This is a genomic window from Streptosporangium sp. NPDC023963 (assembly GCF_040639135.1).
Taxonomy (GTDB): Bacteria; Actinomycetota; Actinomycetes; order Streptosporangiales; family Streptosporangiaceae; genus Streptosporangium.
This window is the reverse complement of the sequence record NZ_JBEZZK010000002.1, coordinates 606,354-625,188: the sequence shown is the minus strand read 5'-3', so window position 1 is coordinate 625,188 and position 18,835 is coordinate 606,354. Positions and strand designations below refer to the sequence as shown.

Annotated in this window: 16 protein-coding genes; 6 read left to right on the top strand and 10 right to left on the bottom strand. The window is 72.5% G+C overall.

All coding sequences use genetic code 11. The annotated features are described in order from the left end of the window. Nucleotides 1–116 precede the first annotated feature (116 nt). The 3 genes from AB0F88_RS08840 to AB0F88_RS08830 are packed head-to-tail and all read left to right on the top strand — an operon-like array spanning nt 117 to nt 2,367. Nucleotides 117–458, top strand: coding sequence for a MerR family transcriptional regulator (locus AB0F88_RS08840; protein ID WP_362679218.1), 342 nt, complete (start codon nt 117–119; stop codon nt 456–458). A gap of 35 nt (nt 459–493) precedes the next feature. Then, complete coding sequence (locus AB0F88_RS08835; protein WP_362679215.1) at nt 494–1,663, top strand: histidine kinase; 1,170 nt, start codon at nt 494–496, stop codon at nt 1,661–1,663. Further along, nucleotides 1,660–2,367 carry a response regulator transcription factor gene (locus tag AB0F88_RS08830; RefSeq protein ID WP_362679212.1) on the top strand — a complete coding sequence of 236 codons (708 nt, stop codon included), beginning with the start codon at nt 1,660–1,662 and terminating at the stop codon, nt 2,365–2,367. Before AB0F88_RS08835 ends, AB0F88_RS08830 begins: the two co-directional genes overlap by 4 nt. A gap of 64 nt (nt 2,368–2,431) precedes the next feature. On the opposite strand, the gene AB0F88_RS08825 is transcribed toward AB0F88_RS08830, so the two are convergent. Genes AB0F88_RS08825 through AB0F88_RS08805 form a run of 5 tightly spaced genes read right to left on the bottom strand, consistent with a single transcriptional unit; the run spans nt 2,432 to nt 6,462 of the window. After that, entirely contained in the window at nt 2,432–3,361 is a 930-nt protein-coding gene (locus tag AB0F88_RS08825) for a cation diffusion facilitator family transporter (RefSeq protein ID WP_362679209.1), read from the bottom strand. Nucleotides 3,362–3,408: 47 nt separating this feature from the next. Then, the gene (locus AB0F88_RS08820; RefSeq protein WP_362679206.1) at nt 3,409–4,515 is read right to left on the bottom strand and encodes an SIS domain-containing protein; all 1,107 of its coding nucleotides are present in this window, start codon (nt 4,513–4,515) and stop codon (nt 3,409–3,411) included. Beyond that, nucleotides 4,512–4,685 (bottom strand): Trm112 family protein, encoded by a 174-nt coding sequence (locus AB0F88_RS08815; protein WP_012888128.1) that lies wholly within the window; start codon nt 4,683–4,685, stop codon nt 4,512–4,514. Before AB0F88_RS08815 ends, AB0F88_RS08820 begins: the two co-directional genes overlap by 4 nt. A 4-nt stretch (nt 4,686–4,689) precedes the next feature. Further along, on the bottom strand, nt 4,690–6,045 hold the full coding sequence (locus AB0F88_RS08810; protein ID WP_362679203.1) for a phosphomannomutase/phosphoglucomutase: 1,356 nt from the start codon (nt 6,043–6,045) through the stop codon (nt 4,690–4,692). Between the two features lie 48 nt (nt 6,046–6,093). Beyond that, complete coding sequence (locus AB0F88_RS08805; RefSeq protein ID WP_329090499.1) at nt 6,094–6,462, bottom strand: DUF3499 domain-containing protein; 369 nt, start codon at nt 6,460–6,462, stop codon at nt 6,094–6,096. Between the two features lie 240 nt (nt 6,463–6,702). Between AB0F88_RS08805 and AB0F88_RS08800 the strand changes: the two genes are divergently transcribed. Beyond that, a complete protein-coding gene (locus AB0F88_RS08800; RefSeq protein ID WP_362679198.1) occupies nt 6,703–7,158 on the top strand; it encodes a metallopeptidase family protein in 456 nt (151 codons plus the stop codon). A 218-nt stretch (nt 7,159–7,376) separates the two neighbouring features. Here AB0F88_RS08800 and AB0F88_RS08795 read toward each other — a convergent pair whose 3' ends face one another. From AB0F88_RS08795 to AB0F88_RS08780, 4 genes are all read right to left on the bottom strand, one after another. After that, entirely contained in the window at nt 7,377–8,792 is a 1,416-nt protein-coding gene (locus AB0F88_RS08795; RefSeq protein WP_362679196.1) for a DUF5719 family protein, read from the bottom strand. Next, nucleotides 8,789–11,671, bottom strand: a complete 2,883-nt coding sequence (locus tag AB0F88_RS08790; protein ID WP_362679193.1) for a glycosyltransferase family 2 protein — start codon at nt 11,669–11,671, stop codon at nt 8,789–8,791. Before AB0F88_RS08790 ends, AB0F88_RS08795 begins: the two co-directional genes overlap by 4 nt. 312 nt (nt 11,672–11,983) lie before the next feature. Then, entirely contained in the window at nt 11,984–12,244 is a 261-nt protein-coding gene (locus AB0F88_RS08785; protein ID WP_037969494.1) for a WhiB family transcriptional regulator, read from the bottom strand. Between the two features lie 228 nt (nt 12,245–12,472). After that, entirely contained in the window at nt 12,473–15,025 is a 2,553-nt protein-coding gene (locus AB0F88_RS08780; protein WP_362679190.1) for a hypothetical protein, read from the bottom strand. A gap of 251 nt (nt 15,026–15,276) precedes the next feature. Between AB0F88_RS08780 and cofD the strand changes: the two genes are divergently transcribed. Together cofD and AB0F88_RS08770 are read left to right on the top strand one after the other, a co-directional pair. Next, on the top strand, nt 15,277–16,293 hold the full coding sequence (gene cofD, locus AB0F88_RS08775; protein WP_362679187.1) for a 2-phospho-L-lactate transferase: 1,017 nt from the start codon (nt 15,277–15,279) through the stop codon (nt 16,291–16,293). Further along, nucleotides 16,290–17,609 carry a coenzyme F420-0:L-glutamate ligase gene (locus AB0F88_RS08770; protein ID WP_362679184.1) on the top strand — a complete coding sequence of 440 codons (1,320 nt, stop codon included), beginning with the start codon at nt 16,290–16,292 and terminating at the stop codon, nt 17,607–17,609. Before cofD ends, AB0F88_RS08770 begins: the two co-directional genes overlap by 4 nt. Nucleotides 17,610–17,771: 162 nt before the next feature. Here the strand turns inward: AB0F88_RS08770 and AB0F88_RS08765 are convergent, their stop codons facing one another. Next, nucleotides 17,772–18,650 carry a tetratricopeptide repeat protein gene (locus AB0F88_RS08765; protein ID WP_362679181.1) on the bottom strand — a complete coding sequence of 293 codons (879 nt, stop codon included), beginning with the start codon at nt 18,648–18,650 and terminating at the stop codon, nt 17,772–17,774. Nucleotides 18,651–18,835 lie beyond the last annotated feature (185 nt).

The following is an 18,835-nucleotide window of genomic DNA, read 5'->3' as shown; positions in this document are numbered from 1 at the left end:
GGAACAGTCGACGCCTGCGAGTTTAAGCGGCCTAAGCACCTCCGCGCACCTTCTGAACGGGTAACCTGACACAAGAATGTAAGGTTTCCCGCAAAACCGCTGGAAAGAGGTCACCGATGCGGATCACCGAGGCCGCCGGCAGGCTGGGCATGTCCCCCCGGATGCTTCGCTACCGCGAGGCGCTCGGCCTGCTCCCCCCGGTCAGGAACCAGGGCGCGCACCGGCGGTTCGGCCCCGACGAGCTCTCGGCCGTCGCCCAGAGCCTCGAGCTGGAGAAGCGGTTCGACGTCTCCCCCGCCGAGCTGGCCTTCGCGCTGCGGGCGCTGAGCGAGCCCGCGGTCGCGCAGGCCGTACGGGAGCTGGGGCTGCGGATCGGCCGCCTGCAGGCACCCCGCAGGGCACTGGACTTCGAGAAGGAGAAGGCGCTGCGCCTGCTCCAACGTCGCTCCCAGGGATGACGACGCCACACCCCACGATTGGCAGTATTCCCGGCATGGATTTCCTCACCGGGCTGGCCCGCGCGGAGCAGCGGGTCGCCTCCTTCGACAGCCGGAGGGTCATCGAGTCTCCGCTCACGGACATCGCCGTCGCCGTCGTCCTCTCGGGAACCGCGTTCGTGGCGGCCGCGTTCGCGGACTACGACTACCTCGCGAGGGGGGTGCCCCTGCTGGTCACCGCGTTGCTGGCCACCGCCCCGCAGGCCGTCCGCCGCGACAGGCCCTGGGCGTCCGCGGCCCTCGTCCTGTTCGGCACCGCCGGAGCGGCTGTGTGCGGCGCGGCCCACAGCCCCGTCCTCGTCCTGACGATCGGCGTCTCGGTCGTCCTCTCCTACTACACGGTTCTCCGCCGACTCGGCCGGTGGAGCGCGTGGCTGGTGGCGGCCTGCGTCTCCGGCGCCTCCTTCCTCCTCTTCTTCGACAGGTCCCGGAGCGGCCTGGTACTGCTCATGGTCATCGTGGGCGTGGCCGTGACGACGGCACTCATCGCCGACATGCGGCGGAGCCGCACCGAGGTCGAGGAGGTACGGGCCGACAACCTGGAGGCGCTCAGGAAACAGGCGGCGATGGCCGAGCGGGCCAGGATCGCGCGGGAGATGCACGACATCGTGGCCCACTCGGTCTCGATGATCGCCGTTCAGGCGGAGACCGCGCCCTACACCCTCAAGGACCTGGACGACCAGACCAGGCGGGAGTTCGCCGACATCGCCGCCTCGGCGCGCAACACGCTCACCGAGATGCGCCGCCTGCTCGGCGTGCTGCGCGCCGACGTCACGTCCGCCCCGGAGACCGCGCCGCAACCGGGACTGGCGCTGCTCCCGGAACTGGTCGAACACCACGACGGCGAGGTGGACCTCGACGTGGTCGGCGAGGAGGTGGCGGTGCCCCATGCCGTGGACGTCTCGGCCTACCGGATCGTCCAGGAGGCGCTGACCAACGCCAGGATCCACGCGCCCGGCGCCCGGGTGTCGATCGAGCTGACCTACCGCCCGGCCCTGCTGGTGCTGCGGATCACCGACGACGGCCCCGGCCCCTCGGGAGACACGGAGAACGGGCACGGCCTGGTCGGCATGCGCGAGCGCGCCCTGGCGCTCGGCGGCTGGTTCGAGGCCGGCCCCGGGCCGGCGGGCGGCTTCCTGATCCACGCCGGGCTCCCGCTGGAATGACCGTCCCCGGGAAGGACTCCTCCCCCGGCCGCACCCGCGACGACCGTGGGGTGGCGGGCACGCCGATCCGGGTGCTGATCGCCGACGACCAGCCGATCGTGCTGCGCGGGTTCGCCGCCGTGATCGACGCGCAGCCCGATCTCAGCGTCGCGGGCACCGCCCCCGACGGGGAACGGGCCGTACGGCTGGCACGGGAGACCCACCCGCACGTCGCCCTCCTCGACGTCCGGATGCCCGGGATGGGCGGGATCGAGGCGACCCGCCGGATCCTGGAGACCGAGACGACCAGAGTGATCATCATCACCACGTTCGACCTGGACGACTACGTGTACGACGCGCTCACCGCGGGGGCGAGCGGGTTCCTGCTCAAGGACGTCCGGGCGAACGACCTGGCCGAGGCGGTCAGGATCGTGGCGCGCGGTGATGCGCTGCTCGCCCCCAAGATCACCAGACGACTGATCGCGGAGTTCTCCCGGCAGCGGCGGCCGGTGCCGACCGGCAGCCCGCTGACCCCGCGCGAGGCCGAGGTGCTGCGCCTGGTCGCCAGGGGGCTGTCCAACGCCGAGATCGCGGCACACCTCGTGGTCACCGAGCACACGGTGAAGACCCACGTGGCCCGGTTGCTGGCCAAGCTGGGCCTGCGCGACCGCACCCAGGCGGTGATCCACGCCTACGAGTCGGGCCTGGTCGTCCCCCGTGCCTGAAGAGCACGGGGACCCCGGCGCACCCGCCGGGGTCCCCGTCTCTCCGGACCTGCGGGCTCCGGGATCAGACCGGGCCGTTGACGCTGCTCCTGTCGAGGTCGGGCTCCAGGTAGATGACGCGGGCCTCCGGGACGGCCGCGCGGATGCGCTGCTCGGCCTCGTCGATGCCGCGGGCCACGTCGGCGGCCGTGTCGTCGTGGTCCACCGCGATCTTGGCGGCGACCAGGATCTCCTCGGGGCCCAGGTGGAGCGTGCGCATGTGGATGACCCGGCTCACCTCGGGCGCGCTCTCCAGGGCGTCCGCGATGCGGGTCTCGACCTCGGGCCCGGCGCCCTCGCCGATCAGCAGCGACTTGGTCTCGATCGCCAGGACGACCGCGATCACCGCGAGCAGGACGCCGATCATGATGGTGCCGATGCCGTCCCAGACGGGGTTCCCGGTCACCACGGCCATGGTCACGCCGAAGAGCGCGAAGATCAGGCCGAGCAGCGCGCCCAGGTCCTCAAGGACGATGACCGGCAGCTCGGGCGACTTGGAGCGGCGGATGAACTGCACCCACGACTGGTTCCCCCGGACGTGGTTGGACTCGATGATCGCCGTCCGGAAAGAGAACGACTCGGCGATGATCGCGAAGATCAGCACGCCGAAGGCCCATGCGGGGGTCCTCAGGGCCTCCGGGTGGGAGAGCTTGTGCCAGCCCTCGTAGAGCGAGAACACCGCGCCGATGGTGAACAGCACCACCGCCACCACGAACGCGTAGAAGTAGCGCTCCCGGCCGTACCCGAAGGGGTGCTGGGGCGTGCGCGCCCGCTGGGCGCGCTTGCCGCCCAGGAGCAGCAGCGCCTGGTTGCCCGAGTCGGCCACCGAGTGGACCGACTCGGCGATCATCGATGACGAACCCGTGAAGAGAAACGCCACGAATTTGGCCACGGCGATCGCCAGGTTGGCCGCCAACGCCGCGATGATTGCCTTAGTACCGCCGCCCGCGCTCACGGCAGCCTCCGCTCAGCTCGTTAGTCAGGAAAGACGAGACAAGGATCCTATTGCGAAACCCTTGCCTTGAGTTCTGTGATCGCCGACACAGTGGCCGGGTCGATCCCGTACCCGAGAGCAAGGTACGTACTCGCGAAATCCCCGAGCGCGATCAACGTGGCGAGCCGCTCCAGCGGGTGTGTCCCCTCGGCGGCGATCTGCGTGACCGGGACGCCGCGATCCTCCGCCAGCCGCACCGACACCTCCCGCTGCCGTATCACCCGGGGATGCTCCTCCACGTCGCGCAGCACGAACAGCCGGAGCGACCGGCCGCTCTCGTCGGCGAAGATGTCGCGCTGGGCGAGCGGGCCGTCGAGGACGGCCACCTGGTCGTGACCGGCCTCGGGGAGCTCCCCCCACATCGCGGGATATTTGCCGTTCGTGGTGAGCTGACCGGCCCACCGGCGGGCCGCGACGGCCGCCAGCGGGGAGGACCCCCAGATCATCGGCACGGTCTCGGCGAGCTCCATGGCGAGCGACTTGCCCGGGTTGATGAACGACTCGCTCGCCGGGCGGCAGCGGTGGGCGAGATCCTCGAGGCGCTTGGCCACCTCCTCGAACACCTCCTCGCCGGCCTCGACCAGGCCGAGCTCGGCGGCGGCGACGATCAGCGGGACCGACAGCGCCCACACCGCGGCGCTCACCCGCCCGCCGCTCGCGACGGGCACGAACGGCGCCCCCGCCTGCCTGGCGATCGCGTGGAGCGGCGAGTCGGGCCCGCCGACGGCGAGCAGGCGGCAACCCCGGCGGACGGCCTCGGTGGCCACCGCGAGCGTCTCCTCGGTCCTGCCCGAGCGCGACACCGCGATCACCAGGTCGGTCGCGCCGATCCAGCCGGGCAGCCGGTAGGACCTGACGGTCAGGATCGGCAGCGGGGCGCCGTGGCCGCACACCACGTTGAGGATGTCACCGGCGATGCCGGAACCGCCCATGCCGGCGACCACGACCGCACGGGGCCGGCCGTCCCCGGCGAGCGAGGACAGGCCCGACTCCAGGGCGGCCCTGCGGGAGGTGCGGACCTGCGCGGCCGAGTCGGCCACCGCCCGCAGCATGCCCGCCGGGTCGCCCTCGGCCAGCCGTTTCTGGTCGTCGAGCCGATCGGGCTCCCAGTTCACGACTTACGGGCCTCGTCGACCAGCAGGACCGGGATGTCGTCCCGGACCGGGTAGACCAGGCCGCACGACGCGGAGGTGCAGGACAACTCGTCCACCTCGGGTTCGGCTCGCAGGGGGGACTTGCAGTTGGGACAGGCCAGGATCTCCAGCAGCCAGTCGTCGATCTTCACTCGTTCAGCTCCTCACGACAGCAAGGACCTCGTCCCTGATCGCTGCCATCTGAATCTCGTCGGCCGCCTCGGCGTTCAGCCTGAGCAGCGGCTCTGTGTTGGACGGACGAAGGTTGAACCACCATCCGGGGCCGGAGACGGTCAGGCCGTCCAGCTCGTCGAAGGTGACGCCGTCGCGGGCGGCGAAGACCTCCCGGACCCGCTCCGTCGCCGCGTCCTGGTCGGCGACCGTGCTGTTGATCTCCCCGGAGGCCGTGTAACGAGTGTATTCGGAGAGGATGTCCGAGAGCGGCTTCTCCTGCTCGCCCAGCGCCGCCAGCACGTGCAGCGCGGCCAGCATGCCGGAGTCGGCGAACCAGAAGTCCTTGAAGTAGTAGTGAGCGGAGTGCTCGCCGCCGAAGACCGCACCGGTCCCGGCCATCTCGGCCTTGATGAACGAGTGGCCAACGCGGGTGCGGACCGGGCGGCCGCCGTGCTCGGCGACGATCTCCGGGACGCCCCTGGAGGTGATCAGATTGTGGATGATCGCGGCACCGGGGTGCCTGCCCAGCTCGCGGACCGCGACCAGCGCGGTGATCGTGGACGGGGAGACGGACTCGCCGTGCTCGTCGACCACCCAGCAGCGGTCGGCGTCGCCGTCGAAGGCGAGCCCGATGTCGGCGCCCACGTCGAGCACGGCCTTCTGCAGGTCGCGCAGGTTGTCGGGCTCGATGGGGTTGGCCTCGTGGTTGGGGAAGGTGCCGTCGAGCTCGAAGTAGAGGGCGGTCAGCTCGATCGGCAGCCCCTCGAACACCGTCGGGACCGTGTGCCCGCCCATCCCGTTGCCCGCGTCGACCACGACCCGCAGCGGCCGGATGCCGGACAGGTCGACCAGGGTGCGCAGGTGGTCGGCGTAGCCGCGCAGCAGGTCGCGTTCGGAGACCGTCCCGCCCCCCTGGCCGCCGAGGGTGCCCGAGGCCAGGATCGCGGCGGCCCGGTCGCGGATCTCGACGAGCCCGGTGTCGCCGCCGATCGGCACGGCGCCCGCCCTGCACATCTTCATGCCGTTGTAGCGGGCCGGGTTGTGGCTGGCGGTGAACATCACCCCGGGCAGGCCGAGGCTGCCGCTCGCGTAGTAGAGCAGGTCCGTGGAGCCCAGGCCCGCGTTGATCACGTCGGCCCCCCGCGAGGTCGCCCCCCGGGTGAAGGCCGCGGCCAGCGGCACCGACGACTCGCGCATGTCGTGTGCCACGACGGCGGTCTCCGCCCCGGTCGTCTCCACGAAGGCGGCGCCGACCGCCTCGGCGGTCGCCTCGTCGAGCTCGTCCGGCACGACGCCACGAACGTCGTACGCCTTGAAGATCTTGGCGAGGTCGCCCACTCCAGCTCCACCCTTTACGTCGTGTTCGTGCCCCCCAGCCTAGTAGGGTCAGCGGTCACGCTGTGGCTGAGCGGAGCGCAGCACGCGCAGATGGCCTCGGCGGCCGACCTCGACCCCCTGGCCGACGGGCTCGGTGCCACCGCTCGGCGCGGGTCTGGCCGCCTCGCGGACCGCGTTGGCGAGGGCCTCCAGGTCGTCCGTGCTCGGCGGGGCGCCGTCGGTCGGCAGGCGGACCACCTCCCAGCCTCGGGGGGCGGTGAGCCGCTCGGCGTGCTCGGCACACAGGTCGTAACAGTGCGGCTCGGCGTACGTCGCCAAGGGCCCGAGAACAGCGGTCGAATCGGCGTAGACGTACGTGAGCGTGAAAACGGCAGGCTGACTGCACGCGGTGCGGGAACAGCGGCGGACGGGGCTCACGGTGGGACCGTATCCGGTAAGCGTCCGGGGCGCCACTATCTGAGCGCTCTTAACGAGCGTGTCGCCACAATTCGGACACGTGTCCCGGCTTCCACCCGCCTGTACGGCTTACACCTCCTGTCCGCACGCCTCCCGGTGGCATCTCCCCTCACCCCCGCACCCGCCGTCACGGTTCCCACCCGTCCGCACCGCGGTCACGGCACCTCCCGCCCCCGTCCGGGTCACGTCTAAGCTGGGGCCGTGAGCCCGGCACCCGGCAGACCCCGTTCTCCCCGCAGGCGCGACAGGCACGGTCGCGGCCTGCGCGGCCCGCTGGCGCCCTCGCACGTGCCGATCGCCAAGGCCCGCAGCGAGCGGTTCGACGATCTCGTCCTGGACGCCGTCGACCGGCTCAAGCCCCGATGGGCCAAGCAGTTGTCGGCCGTGGAGTTCGCGGTCGAGGAGGTCCCGCCGATCAGCGAGCTGGGCGACGGCCCCGGGCTGCTGACCGGCGAGCCCATCCCGTTCGGGCGGGCGGAGCCCGCCGCGGGAAACCGCCCGGCCGTCGTGATCATCTACCGCCGCCCCCTGGAGAGCAGGGCACGCGACCGCGACCACCTGGGCGCGATGGTGCACGAGGCGGTGGTGGAGCAGGTCGCGGGCCTGTTCGGTCTCTCCCCCGAGTCGGTCGATCCCGGCTTCGACGACCACGACTGACCACCCGCCTCCCGAGACGGCCACGACCGGCCCTTCCACCTCGCAGGGCGACCACGACCGGCCCCGCCACCTCCAGAGACGACCACGACCGGCCCGCCGCGCTCCAGGGCGATCCGGCGGTCCGGCCGTCTCTCGAACTCTCAGGGTCAGGGCCTCAGGGCCTCAGGGCCTCAGGGCCTCAGGGCCTCAGGGCCTCAGGGCCTCAGGGCCTCAGAGCCTCAGGGCAGGACGGTCGCGACCGACTCGGCGATCGGCGGGACCAGCGCCCACATGCGGGCGGGGGCCAGCGGCTGCACGGTGAGCGCCAGCCCGTCCTTGAGCCGCTCGTCCAGGACGCGCCCGCCGTAGACCGGCCCCGAGCCGGGCAGCGGCTGTACGACCACCGCGAAGGGCCCGTCCACCTTGGTGAGCCCGACCTGCTTGGTCCGCGAGGCGGGGATCTCCACCTGGAACGGCTCACGCGGCTCGCCCTCGCGCGGGACCACCTGCACGCTCACCGCTCCCGCCGCGTCCGGCGCGGTCAGCAGCAGCCGGGAACTCACCTTGCCGCCCGTACGGTTGTCGGCGACGACGCTGCCCAGGTCGACGGGGACCGCTCCGGCGGTGAAGGCCACGTCGGTCCTCGAACCGGTCCCGGTGGCGACGAGCCCGGCGACGATCGGGGTGTCCGAGGTGAGCACCAGCGCGGACGGCAGGCCGCCGATCCCGCTGGACAGGTCGACGGAGACGACGGAACCCGCGGGCACCTCGACGAGCTCGTGGCCCTCCAGCTCGTACGTACCTTCGGAGGTGAGGGCCTTGACCTCCACCAGCGTGTCGACCTCCTCGGCGGAGGCGACGAGCAGCTCGCGCCTCCCTCCGCCGCCGGGGATGCCCGGTACGACGACCCGGGTGGCGGGCGCCGCGGCGACCGGCAGCCAGTCCACGCCGCGCCCGTCGTTCATGATCGCCCGCGCCGCGGCGGTGACCCGCCCCGAGCTGGTACGGACCTGGATCGCCAGGGCGAGCGCCGAGGGCGCGAGATCCAGGACCTTGATCGTGCGGCTCTGCCCCGGCTTGAGGGTGAACACGCCACCGGTGTCGTCGAACACCGGGCCCTCACCCGTGTAGACCATGATCTCCGCGATGGCCGGGGCGGGGTCGGCGTTGGTCAGGTACAGCGTGACGTCCGCCGCGGCCGGCCCCGGCCCGACCAGCCAGGTGCTCGCCACCGGCTCGGCACAGCGCGTCCCGGCCAGTCCCCGCTGCTTTCCCGACTTCTCCCGGCGGGTCTGCGCCACCTCCAGGCCCGCGGCCATGCTCCCTTCGGCCGCGACGACGAGGGGCGGCGACGAGGCCGGCACCTCGTCGTGCCAGAGACGGCCGGGAGTGTCGACGGTGGCCAGGGTCTTGTCCCCGGTGACGAGCGTCGCGGAGCCCGGCTCCCGGCTGCCGGGCGGGGACACCACTCCGACGGAGGCGTCGCCGGGGGACGGGCAGACGGCCGTCACCGAGGCGACGGGCACCTTCTCGAACCCCGGCGCGGGGGTGGCGACGGCCGGCGGCTGGGTGGCGTAGGCCACCCCGTACAGGGCGAGCAGGGCCACCAGGACCAGCACCAGCAGGCTGAACCGGTTCTCGATCAGGGATTTCACCGGGCAGCCAGCTCTCTGCGAGGTTCGGGCAGGTCCTGGGGGACGGCGGGCTCGTCGGGCTCGGTGCGTGACCCCGGCGCGGCCAGGACCGAGACGATCAGCACCAGCACGGCCTGGGCCCAGAGCCAGCGGCCGTGCCAGGGGTCGCCGGGCGGGGTCGCGGGAAGGGCGATCGGCTGGGTGAGCCGCCACACGCCGACCGAGCGGGACAGGCTCATCCTCGCCAGCGAGGGCTGCGAGTCGAGCGCGTGGCTGATCTCCGGGTCGACGGGCGCGGTCACCACGACGAACCGCACGCCGTGGGCGGCGAGGACCCGGGCGTCGTCGCCGCCCCTGCCGGACACCAGCCCGGCCGCGGCGACCCGGACCAGCTCCCTGGGACCGTCGGGGACCGGGATGTCGGCCTCGCCGATCACCGGGGTGCGCCCGCGCAGCACGGTGAAGAGCAGGCCGCCCGGCGAGGCGCGCAGCAGCAGGGTCCGCTCGCCGCCCGCGGAGTTCTCCGCGGCGAGGGCGGGCACGACGTCGCGCACCGTCCCGCGGAGCGGGCCGTCCACTCCCTTGGCGATCCACATGCCCGCCGCGAGCAGCGGCGTGGAGAACGCGACCAGCACGACGCCGAACGCGGCGAGCCTGCGCGCTCCCCCGGCCGCCCGGAACTCCACGACCCGGTCGGCGGTGAGGGCGGCCACCACGAGCATGCCGGTGGCGGCGAAGGCCAGCGGCACGCCCGGCCAGGCGGGGGCCTCGACGTCGCCGTTGATCGAGGTGACGGTGGTCCTGCTCACCAGGATCGCCACCAGCACGCCGAAGAGCGCGACGCCCCAGCCGACCGCGATGACCATCCGGTTGCGGCGCATCAGCAGCGCGGCCAGGCAGGCGGCGAGGAGGCCGCCGGTCACCCAGAGCGGCGGCATGCCGGGACCGCCGGGGCTGAGCAGCAGCAGCGACCCGGCCGGCAGCCCGGGGTCGACCAGCGCAGGCTGGTGCAGCCCGGCCTCCAGCAGGAGCTGCCCCGGGTCGGCGACCACCTGGGCCAGCCAGGGGAACAGCAGGACCACGGGGACGGCGAACGCGACGAGCATCGAGACCGCGACGCCCCTGCGCGGGAAGGCCAGCGCCGCCAGCGCGCCGAGGATCGCGGTCAGCGGGTAGACCAGCGGGGCGAAGGCCGTGCCGACGGCCAGCAGGAGCCCCAGCCCCCAGGCGGCGCGGCGGGCGCGGCGGCGCTCCCCGGCGAGCACCGTGGTGGCGAGCGCCGCGTAGACGGGCAGCAGCACGAAGACCACCGCGGTGCCGAGCCGCCCCGCGGCGACCGCGCCGGTGGCGACCGGCAGGAGGGCGTACGAGGAGGCCAGCCAGACCCTGGTCCAGCGGCCGGGGACCATCGACCGGGTGGCCGCGTACGCGGAGATCCCGGCCAGCGGCACGCAGCCGAGCAGCAGCAGCGACACCGCGAGCCACGTCTTGCCGAACAGCACCGTGGAGAGCACGGCCAGCACCGCCACGTAGGGCGGGGCCCACGCGTCGGTGCCCAGGCCCACCTGGTGGTAGCTCTCGCGGTAGAGGTTCCACAGGTCGGAGGCCCCGCCGATCACCGGGACGAGCGCTCCGCCGCCCAGCCTGGCGCCACCCGTCACCGCGCGCTCGGCGACCAGCGTGACCGCGGTGAGCGCCAGGAAGAGCAGGACGCCGGGGTTGCCGAAGAACCGCTGCATCACCCCGGCGTCGGTGAGCAGCTCCTCGCCGTCCTCCTGCGCGTCCGGCGAGGCGGCCACGGCGTGGTGGCGCCCCGCGGACTCCACGAACCCGCCCCCGGCCAGGTAGCTCTGGGCGCGGTCGACGAGCCGCCGGTAACCGGCGCCGGGCGGGGTGAGCAGCCGGCTGACCGCCGCGTACCCCTGCCTCCTGCCCTTGGCCCGCGCCCGCCGGGCCTTGATCATCCGGATGGGGTGACCGAAGACCGAGCCGAACGCGAGGAACTCGTCCAGCGCGTTGGCGGGCTGCTTGGCCACCAGGAACAGCACCGTGCGGAAGAGCGACCCGAACGCGTTGCGCACCAGCGCCCACAGCAGCGGGCGGGCGGGCAGGTTCGCCATGACGACGAAAAGGGCGTTGCGGCGGTCCAGGCGGCGAGGGTGGTCGCCGCTGGCGGTGATGCGGCGCCGCCGCCGGGTGGCCGCCTCGGCGTGCCAGGCGATCGCCCGGGTGACGTTCTGCACGCGGTACCCGGCGGTCCTGACGCGCCAGCACAGGTCGAGGTCGTCGCGGAACAGCGGCAGCGCGGGATCGAGCCCGCCGACCTCCTCCCAGACGTCCCTGCGGATCAGCATGCCCGCGGTGGAGACCGAGAGCACGTCCCTGGTCCCGTCGTACTGCCCCTGGTCGAACTCGCGGGCCTCCAGCCCGGTGTCCCTGCGGCCGGTACGGTCGACGGTGACGCCGACCTCCAGCAGGAGCCGCCGGTCGAGCCAGTCGCGGAGCTTGGGGCCGAACACCGCCGCCTTGGGATCCGCGTCGGCGGCCTCCAGCAGGAGCCGCAGGGCGTGGACGTCCGGGGCGCAGTCGTCGTGCAGCAGCCAGATCCACTCCCGGCCGCCGCCGGGGCCGAGCCGGTCGAGGACCTCGGCGACGGCCTCGCCGAAACCGGTCGAGCGGGGCAGGGTGAGCACCGCCCTGGCACCGAGGGCGGAGGTCAGCAGCGCGGCGCTGCCGTCCCTGCTGCCGTTGTCGACCCCGACGACCCGGTCCACCGGGCGGGTCTGCCTGAGCAGGGCTTCCAGGGTCTCCCCCAGCCAGCGGGATCCGTCGTGGGAGACGACGATCGCGGTGACGGTGTGCTGGGGGCGCTGGGGGTGAGGGGGGTCGGTGATGGACATACGTCCCGTGTTCAGGAGTGGTGGTGATCGGCGCGACAACGATACGGCACCCTCTGTCTGACTATGTCTTACACCTGGTCGCGCGCACGAAAAAAGGGTCACGTGACCGACGGTCACGTGACCCCGTGGACATATTCGTCAAGCGCCTCGGAGAGGCGTCACATACTTCACTCAGACCGCTCGACCGTCTTCAGCACTTCTTCGGTGTCGATCGGTGTTCATAGTGTTCATAGTGTTCATCGGTGCTCGGACGTCCGGATCGTCCGGATCCCGGAGCGCTCAAACCTTCCCGCCATCCGGTTCGCGGACGGCTCAGACGGCCTCGCGCTTGATCCGGCGGCGTTCACGCTCCGACAACCCACCCCAGATTCCAAACCGCTCGTCATGCTCGAGCGCGTACTCAAGACACTCGGCACGCACCTCGCAGGAGCGGCAAACCTTCTTGGCCTCGCGGGTGGACCCTCCCTTCTCCGGGAAGAACGCCTCCGGGTCGGTCTGCGCGCACAAGGCGCGCTCCTGCCAGCCAAGCTGCTCTTCAGCGATGCTCTCCTGTGCGATGACCAGGTCGGCCACTGCACACCTCCCTGCCGCACGCCCGCAAAATTGGAGCCCCCCTATGAACGCCTCCCCCTTACCCACCCAGAGGAAGGCGTAACAACACGTGTGTAATTACACGCGCGTGGTCGGTGTGGCGTCAAGCGGCATGCTGGTATCCGGGGAAAGACCTGCTCTCCCCGGTTGTGGGTCGTGTGCCTGCCACGACGGCAATTGCACCAGGTGATCGCTTCGACCGCCAGGGGCTCAGTGCTCTCGGCGGTCGGAACCGTACCAGGACATGTTCTGATCCTGACCGGGGCCCACCCTCTCTCTATCCGGGGTTTCCTCATCCGTGACCTGACCTGGGCGTTGTTCAGGCTTGTAGATCGCCGTGGGGTCTATCGGCTGCGAGTCCCACGTCCTGGCGGCGGGCGCGGGGTCGCTCAGCGGGTCTCCCTGGTAGGCGTTCGGGTCGAACCGGAGCGTCGCCTCGGACTGGGGGTCCCACTGGTGGGACTGGTAGGGCGGCGTCTGGGGAGCCTGGGAGGCCTGCGGAGCCTGGGGGGCCGGCGCGGGCTGGGGATTCTGCGGGGCCTGGGGGGCCTGAGAGGTCTGCGGGTGCCCGAACGGACCCTCGTAGCCCGGGGAGCCGTACTCGGGGACGCGCAGCTGGGGCTCGGTGCCACCCTGCTGGGCCTGCTGCTGGTAGCTCTCCGCCTGCTGGTAGGCCTGGGCCATCTGCTGGGACCTGAGATCCACCGGGTCGGGCGCGGAGTAGGACGAGCCCTGCTCGGCCTGACGGCCGAACTCCGTGCCCGAGTAACCGCTGAACGGCTGGCCGTAGTTCTCCGGAGGCTGCGGGAAGGACTGCGGCGGCCGGCCGTCGAACGGCGGGCGCGACCGGTCGTCGAGCGGCTGGTCCTGGCGTCCGTCGGCCGGCGGGTAGGACGCGGGGGCCTGCTGCTCGGGCTGGTGGCCGTACCCGGGCGACTGCGGCTCCTGCTGCCTGCCGAAGCCCTGGGCCTCGGACCGCTGGTAGCCCTGGGAGTCGGCCTGCGGGTACCCCTGCTGATCGGACTGCTGGTAGCCCTGCTGCTCGGACTGCCGCCGGGAACCCGACGGCTGCGGCTCCTGCCCGTACGCCGGAGAAACCGGGGAGGCCGGGGAGAGCGGCGAGGCCGGGGAGAGCGGCGAGGCCGGAGGCTCGGCCTGCTGGCCGAAGAGCGGGTCGGACTGCCCGTAGTCGGGCTGCGACCGGTCCGAGCGCTGGCCGTACGCGGAGGAGTCGGACTGCTGGCCGAAGCCCTGCGAGTCGGGCTGCCCGTACGACGAGGACTCCGAGTACTGGGAGTAGCTCGGCAGGTTGGGGCTGGAGTGCCGCCCGGAACCCGACGACTGCGGCTCCTGCCCGTACACCGGGGACACCGGCGAGGCCGGAGGCTCGGCCTGCTGGCCGAAGCCCTGCGACTCCGGCTGCCCGTACGACGAGTCGGGCTGCCCGTACGAGGAGTCGGGCTGCCCGTACGAGGAGGAGTCCGGGAACTGGGGGTAGCTCGGCAGCCGGGGTTCCGTCTGGGCCTGCGGCTCCACCGGGGCGGCGTAGACCGGCGGGTCGTAGGCCGCGGCCGGCGGGTCGTACGGCTTGGCCGGGGCCGGGGGCTGGACGTCGGCCGCGACGTACGGGCTCGGGGTGTAGCCCGCGGCCGGGGCGGCGGGCTGCTGCGCCTGCGGGTAGCTCTGCGGCTCCGGCTGCGCGTACCCCTGCCCCTGGGGCTCCGGCTGCGGGTAGGACTCGCTCTGGGGGGCGTACTGCTGGTTCTCGGCGGGCGGCGCGTAGGGGGCCTGGGAGTATCCGTCACCGGCCTGCGGCGCGGGGGACGCCTGCGGCACGGACGCCGCGTGGGAGGGCGCCTGCTGGCCGTACCCCTCGGAGGCCCCGGCGGAGCCGTACCCCTCCGAGGCCCCGGTGGAGCCGTGCGCGGGCGCGGGCGGAAGCGCGGGGCGGTTGTACGGGGGCTGCGGGGCCGGGACGGGCGGAGCCTCCTGCGGGTAACCGTGGCCACCCTGCGCGCCCTGGTCCTGCGGGTGGTGACCACCCTGCTGGGGCATCTGCCCCTGAGGGCCCTGAGGCCCCTGAGGACCGGGACCCTGAGGACCGGGACCCTGGGGCCCCTGGAAACCCTGGGCGTGGGGGTACGCGCCCTGCGGAACGCCCTGTCCCTGAGGGCCGGGCCCCTGGGGCCCCTGAGGTCCCTGAGGGTGCTCCTGGAAGGGGACCTGCCCCTGCCCGGGAACGGGCGGCTGGCCGTAGGCGGCGTAGCGCTGGTCCTGCGGGTGCTCCGGGGAGCGGCCGAAGCCGCCGTCCGCGCGGAACGCGCCGTCGCGTGAACCCGCGGGGACCGCCTTCGGCAGCACGTACAGCAGCGCGACCGCGGCCAGCGCGAGGGCGGGCAGGTTGACGAGAAGGAACTCGACCTTCCCCAGGAAACCCTCCACGCCCGCGAACACCCCGCCGAACAGGCCGATCAGGCCGAACAGCACGGAGAGCCCGAGCGTGCCGGCCACCACGAGGGCCATCACCTTCAGCCGCTGGATCACCGGGCCGAGGTTGGTCGCCAGCAGCACGCCGCCGACGAGCAGCGCGGGCACGACCGGCGAGGTGAGCTGCCCCAGAGAGACCGCCGCGCGCTCGGCGAAGGAGAACGATCCGCCCCCGAACAGCAGGCGTTCGATGCCGACGAGAACGCTCGCGGACGCGACGGCGACCATGAGCCACGCCGCCGGTTCCCGGAGCCGGACTGCCTCGACATTGATCACAACTACCCCCATAGGGTCTTTAGGTAAACCCGGGTCAGTTTTGCACATGGCTGACTTTGTTGCCGGTGGTCCCAGGAAGCCCACCAACCCCATAAGCGCTCCATTACACCCTATAAGCCCACATTTCGGGCGGCCAATCAGGCGATCCGGCCAGGGCGGACACCCCTCATAACGATCATGAAAAGACTACTGGGAACCGCCCGCCGACACCCCGCCAACGGGCTCGGTGACCTAGTGGAACACTGGACGGCATGCGCATCGTGTCCCTCGCCGGCGGCATCGGCGGCGCCCGTTTCCTGCGGGGCCTCCTCACCGCGGCCCCCGATTCCGAGATCACCGTCATCGGCAACACCGGTGACGACATCAGCCTCTACGGCCTGCGGGTCTGCCCCGACCTCGACACCGTGATGTACACGCTGGGCGGCGGCATCGACGAGGAGCAGGGCTGGGGGCGGCGGCAGGAGTCGCACGTCGTCAAGGAGGAGCTGGCCGCCTACGGCGTCGAACCGCAGTGGTTCGGCCTCGGCGACCGCGACTTCGCCACCCACATCGTGCGCACCCAGATGCTCGACGCCGGATATCCCCTGTCCGCGGTCACCGAGGCGCTGTGCGCCCGCTGGCGGCCGGGCGTGCGCCTGATCCCGATGAGCGACGACAGGACCGAGACCCACGTGGTCATCTCCGACGAGCGGGGCCGCCGCGCCGTCCACTTCCAGGAGTGGTGGGTACGGCTGCGCGCCTCGGTTCCGGCCGAGCAGATCATCCTGGTCGGCGCGGACGAGGCCTCCCCCGCCCCCGGCGTGCTGGAGGCGATCGCCGCCGCCGACGCGGTCGTCCTCCCTCCGTCCAACCCGGTCGTCAGCATCGGCACGATCCTGCAGATCAAGGGCATCCGCGAGGCGCTGGAGGGCAAGACCGTCGTCGGCGTCTCGCCCATCGTCGGCGGCGCCCCCGTCCGGGGCATGGCCGACGCCTGCCTGACCGCGATCGGCGTGGAGACCACCGCGCAGGCGGTCCTCGAACTGTACGGATCGCCGCTGGTGGACGGCTGGCTGGTCGCGGAGGAAGACGCCGGGGTGGCCCTCGGCGGCGTCGAGGTCGAGGCCCGTCCGCTGATCATGCACGATGTCGAGTCCGCCGCCGCCATCGCCCGCGCCGCCCTGGACATGGCCGTGCGGCTCGCGGGCCGGGACACCGGCCCCCCGGTGCCGTACGAGCGGTCCCCTGTCACGGACGGGTCCCCGGCCCGTGAGGAGGGTTCGCGATGAGCCGGCTCAGGCGCGGGCAGGAGGAGCCCGCCGACGTCAGGCTGGAGATCTTCGCCGTCTCCGGCATCCCCGAGGTGCGCGAGGGCGACGACGTCGGGGAGCTGATCGCCACGGCCATGCCCGACCTGCGCGACGGCGACGTCCTCGTGGTCACCTCGAAGATCTGCAGCAAGGCCGAGGGCCGGGTGCTGCGCGGCGTGAACCGCGCCGAGGCCGTCGGCACGGAGACGAGACGGGTGGTGGCCCGCAGGGGTGAGACCGTGATCGCCGAGACGGCACACGGGTTCGTCATGGCCGCCGCCGGGGTCGACGCCTCCAACACCCGCCCCGGCACGGTCGTCCTGCTGCCCGCCGACCCGGACGCCTCCGCCTCGGCCGTGCGGGCGCGCGTCGGGGAGCTGCTCGGCGTGTCGGTCGGCGTGGTCGTCTCCGACACCTTCGGCCGCCCGTGGCGCAACGGCCAGACCGACATGGCCGTCGGCCTCGCGGGGGTGACCCCCGCGCTCGACTACCGGGGCATGTCCGACGACCACGGCAACGCGCTCGAGGTCACCCTGACCGCCGTCGCCGACGAGTTCGCGGCCGCCGCGGACCTGGTCAAGGGGAAGGTCGCGCAGACCCCGGTGGCGGTGATCAGAGGTCTGGCCGAGTACACCACCGAGGACGACGGGCCGGGAGTCGGCGAGCTGCTCCGCCCGTCCGCCGACGACATGTTCCGGTACGGCTCGCGCGACGTGGTCTTCGCCCGCAGGACCGTCCGCGAGTTCTCCGCGGACCCCGTGGACGGCGACAAGGTCCGCAGGGCGGTCGACGCCGCGATCGCCGCGCCCGCCCCGCACCACACCACCCCGTGGCGGTTCGTCCTGCTGGAGTCCGCCGGGACCCGCGAGAAGCTGCTCGACGCCATGCGGGACGCCTGGATCGCCGACCTGCGCGGTGACGGCTTCTCGGAGGAGTCGATCGTCAAACGGGTCAGGCGGGGTGACGTGCTGCGCGCGGCCCCGTACCTGGCGGTGCCCTGCCTGGTGATGGACGGCTCGCACACCTACCGCGACGACCGGCGCGACGCGGCCGAGCGGGAGATGTTCGTGGTCGCGACCGGTGCGGGAGTGCAGAACTTCCTGGTCCAGCTCGCGGTGGAGGGCCTGGGCTCGGCCTGGGTGTCGTCCACCATGTTCTGCCGCGACGTGGTCCGCGAGGTCCTCGACCTGCCCGCGGACTGGGACCCGATGGGCGCCGTCGCCATCGGCCACCCCGCCGCCCCGCCCAGGGATCGCGCCCCCAGGCGGGCGGCGGACTTCATCGTCGTCCGCTAGGACCTCGTCGTCGTCCGCCGGACCCGCCCGGGGCCCGGTTCCGGCGGGGCCCGGTCAGGCAGGGTCCTGTCCAGGCGAGGCCCGGTCCCGGCGGCGCTTTCCAGGGGCCGGGGCTCCCCGTCCGGGCCTGGCTCGGACCCGCCAGGGACCGGGCCCGGCGGGTCAGCCCTCCCCGTCCCCGTCCCCGTCGAGTTCCATCGCCCGGTTGATGTCGACGAGCGAGTCCTCGTAGCGGCCGAGGGAGCGCAGGACCTCGCCCCTGCGGATGTAGGCCCAGGTGTACTCGGGGTCGAGCTCGATCGCCCTGCTGAGATCGGCCACCGACTCCTCGTCCCGCCCGATCTCGTGCAGGACCGCGCCGCGGCTCGCCAGGGCGCGGTCGTTGTCGGGCTCCAGCTGGAGGGCGTGGTTCAGGTCTCCGAGCGCCTCGTCGAACGCGTCCATCATGCGGTGCGTCTCCCCGCGCGAGACGAGCGCCCAGACACTGTTCGGCTCCAGGCTCAGGGCGTGGGAGAAGTCCGTGATCGCGTCCGCGTAGCGGTCCATCTGGTAGTACAGGTCGCCGCGGGCGTTGTACAGGTCGGCGTCCTCGGGAGCGAGCATTATGGCCCGCATCAGGTCGGTCTCCGCGTCGTCGTACCGCTCGAGCCCGCGCAGCAGCCTCGCCCTGTCACCGAGGAGCCAGACCTGGTCCGGGGTCAGCTCGATCGCGCGGTCGAAGTCGGCCAGCGCCTCGGCGGGCCGGTGAAGCGCCGCGTGGGCCTGACCCCGGCTGCCGATCGCGAACGCGTACTCCGGATCGATCTCGATCGCGCGGTCGAAGTCGGAGACGGCCTCCTCGAACCGCCCCATCCTCCGGTACAGCTCGCCCCGGTTGGCCCACGCGATGTCGTCGGCGGGGTCGAGCCGGAGCACCTCGGTCAGGTCCGCGGCGGCCTCCTCGAAGCGCTCCATCTCCGTGTAGGTCTTGGCACGCTCGATGAGCAGCCTCCGCCGCTGCCCGCCGCCCTCCGAACCGGCACGCGAACTCTCCTCGCTCACCCGCCCAGCCCCCTTTTTCTGGATCACCCCTGTGATCGACCGTAGGCACGATATCCCAATAGATCGCCACATTTCGCCCTGCCTGTACGCGGGCTGGCCCTGTGCACGGCTGTTCAGGGCGAAGCGGCGAACCCGGTCGGACGCGGTACGTCGCACACCCCGCATCGTCCGACGGCGGTGCGCCC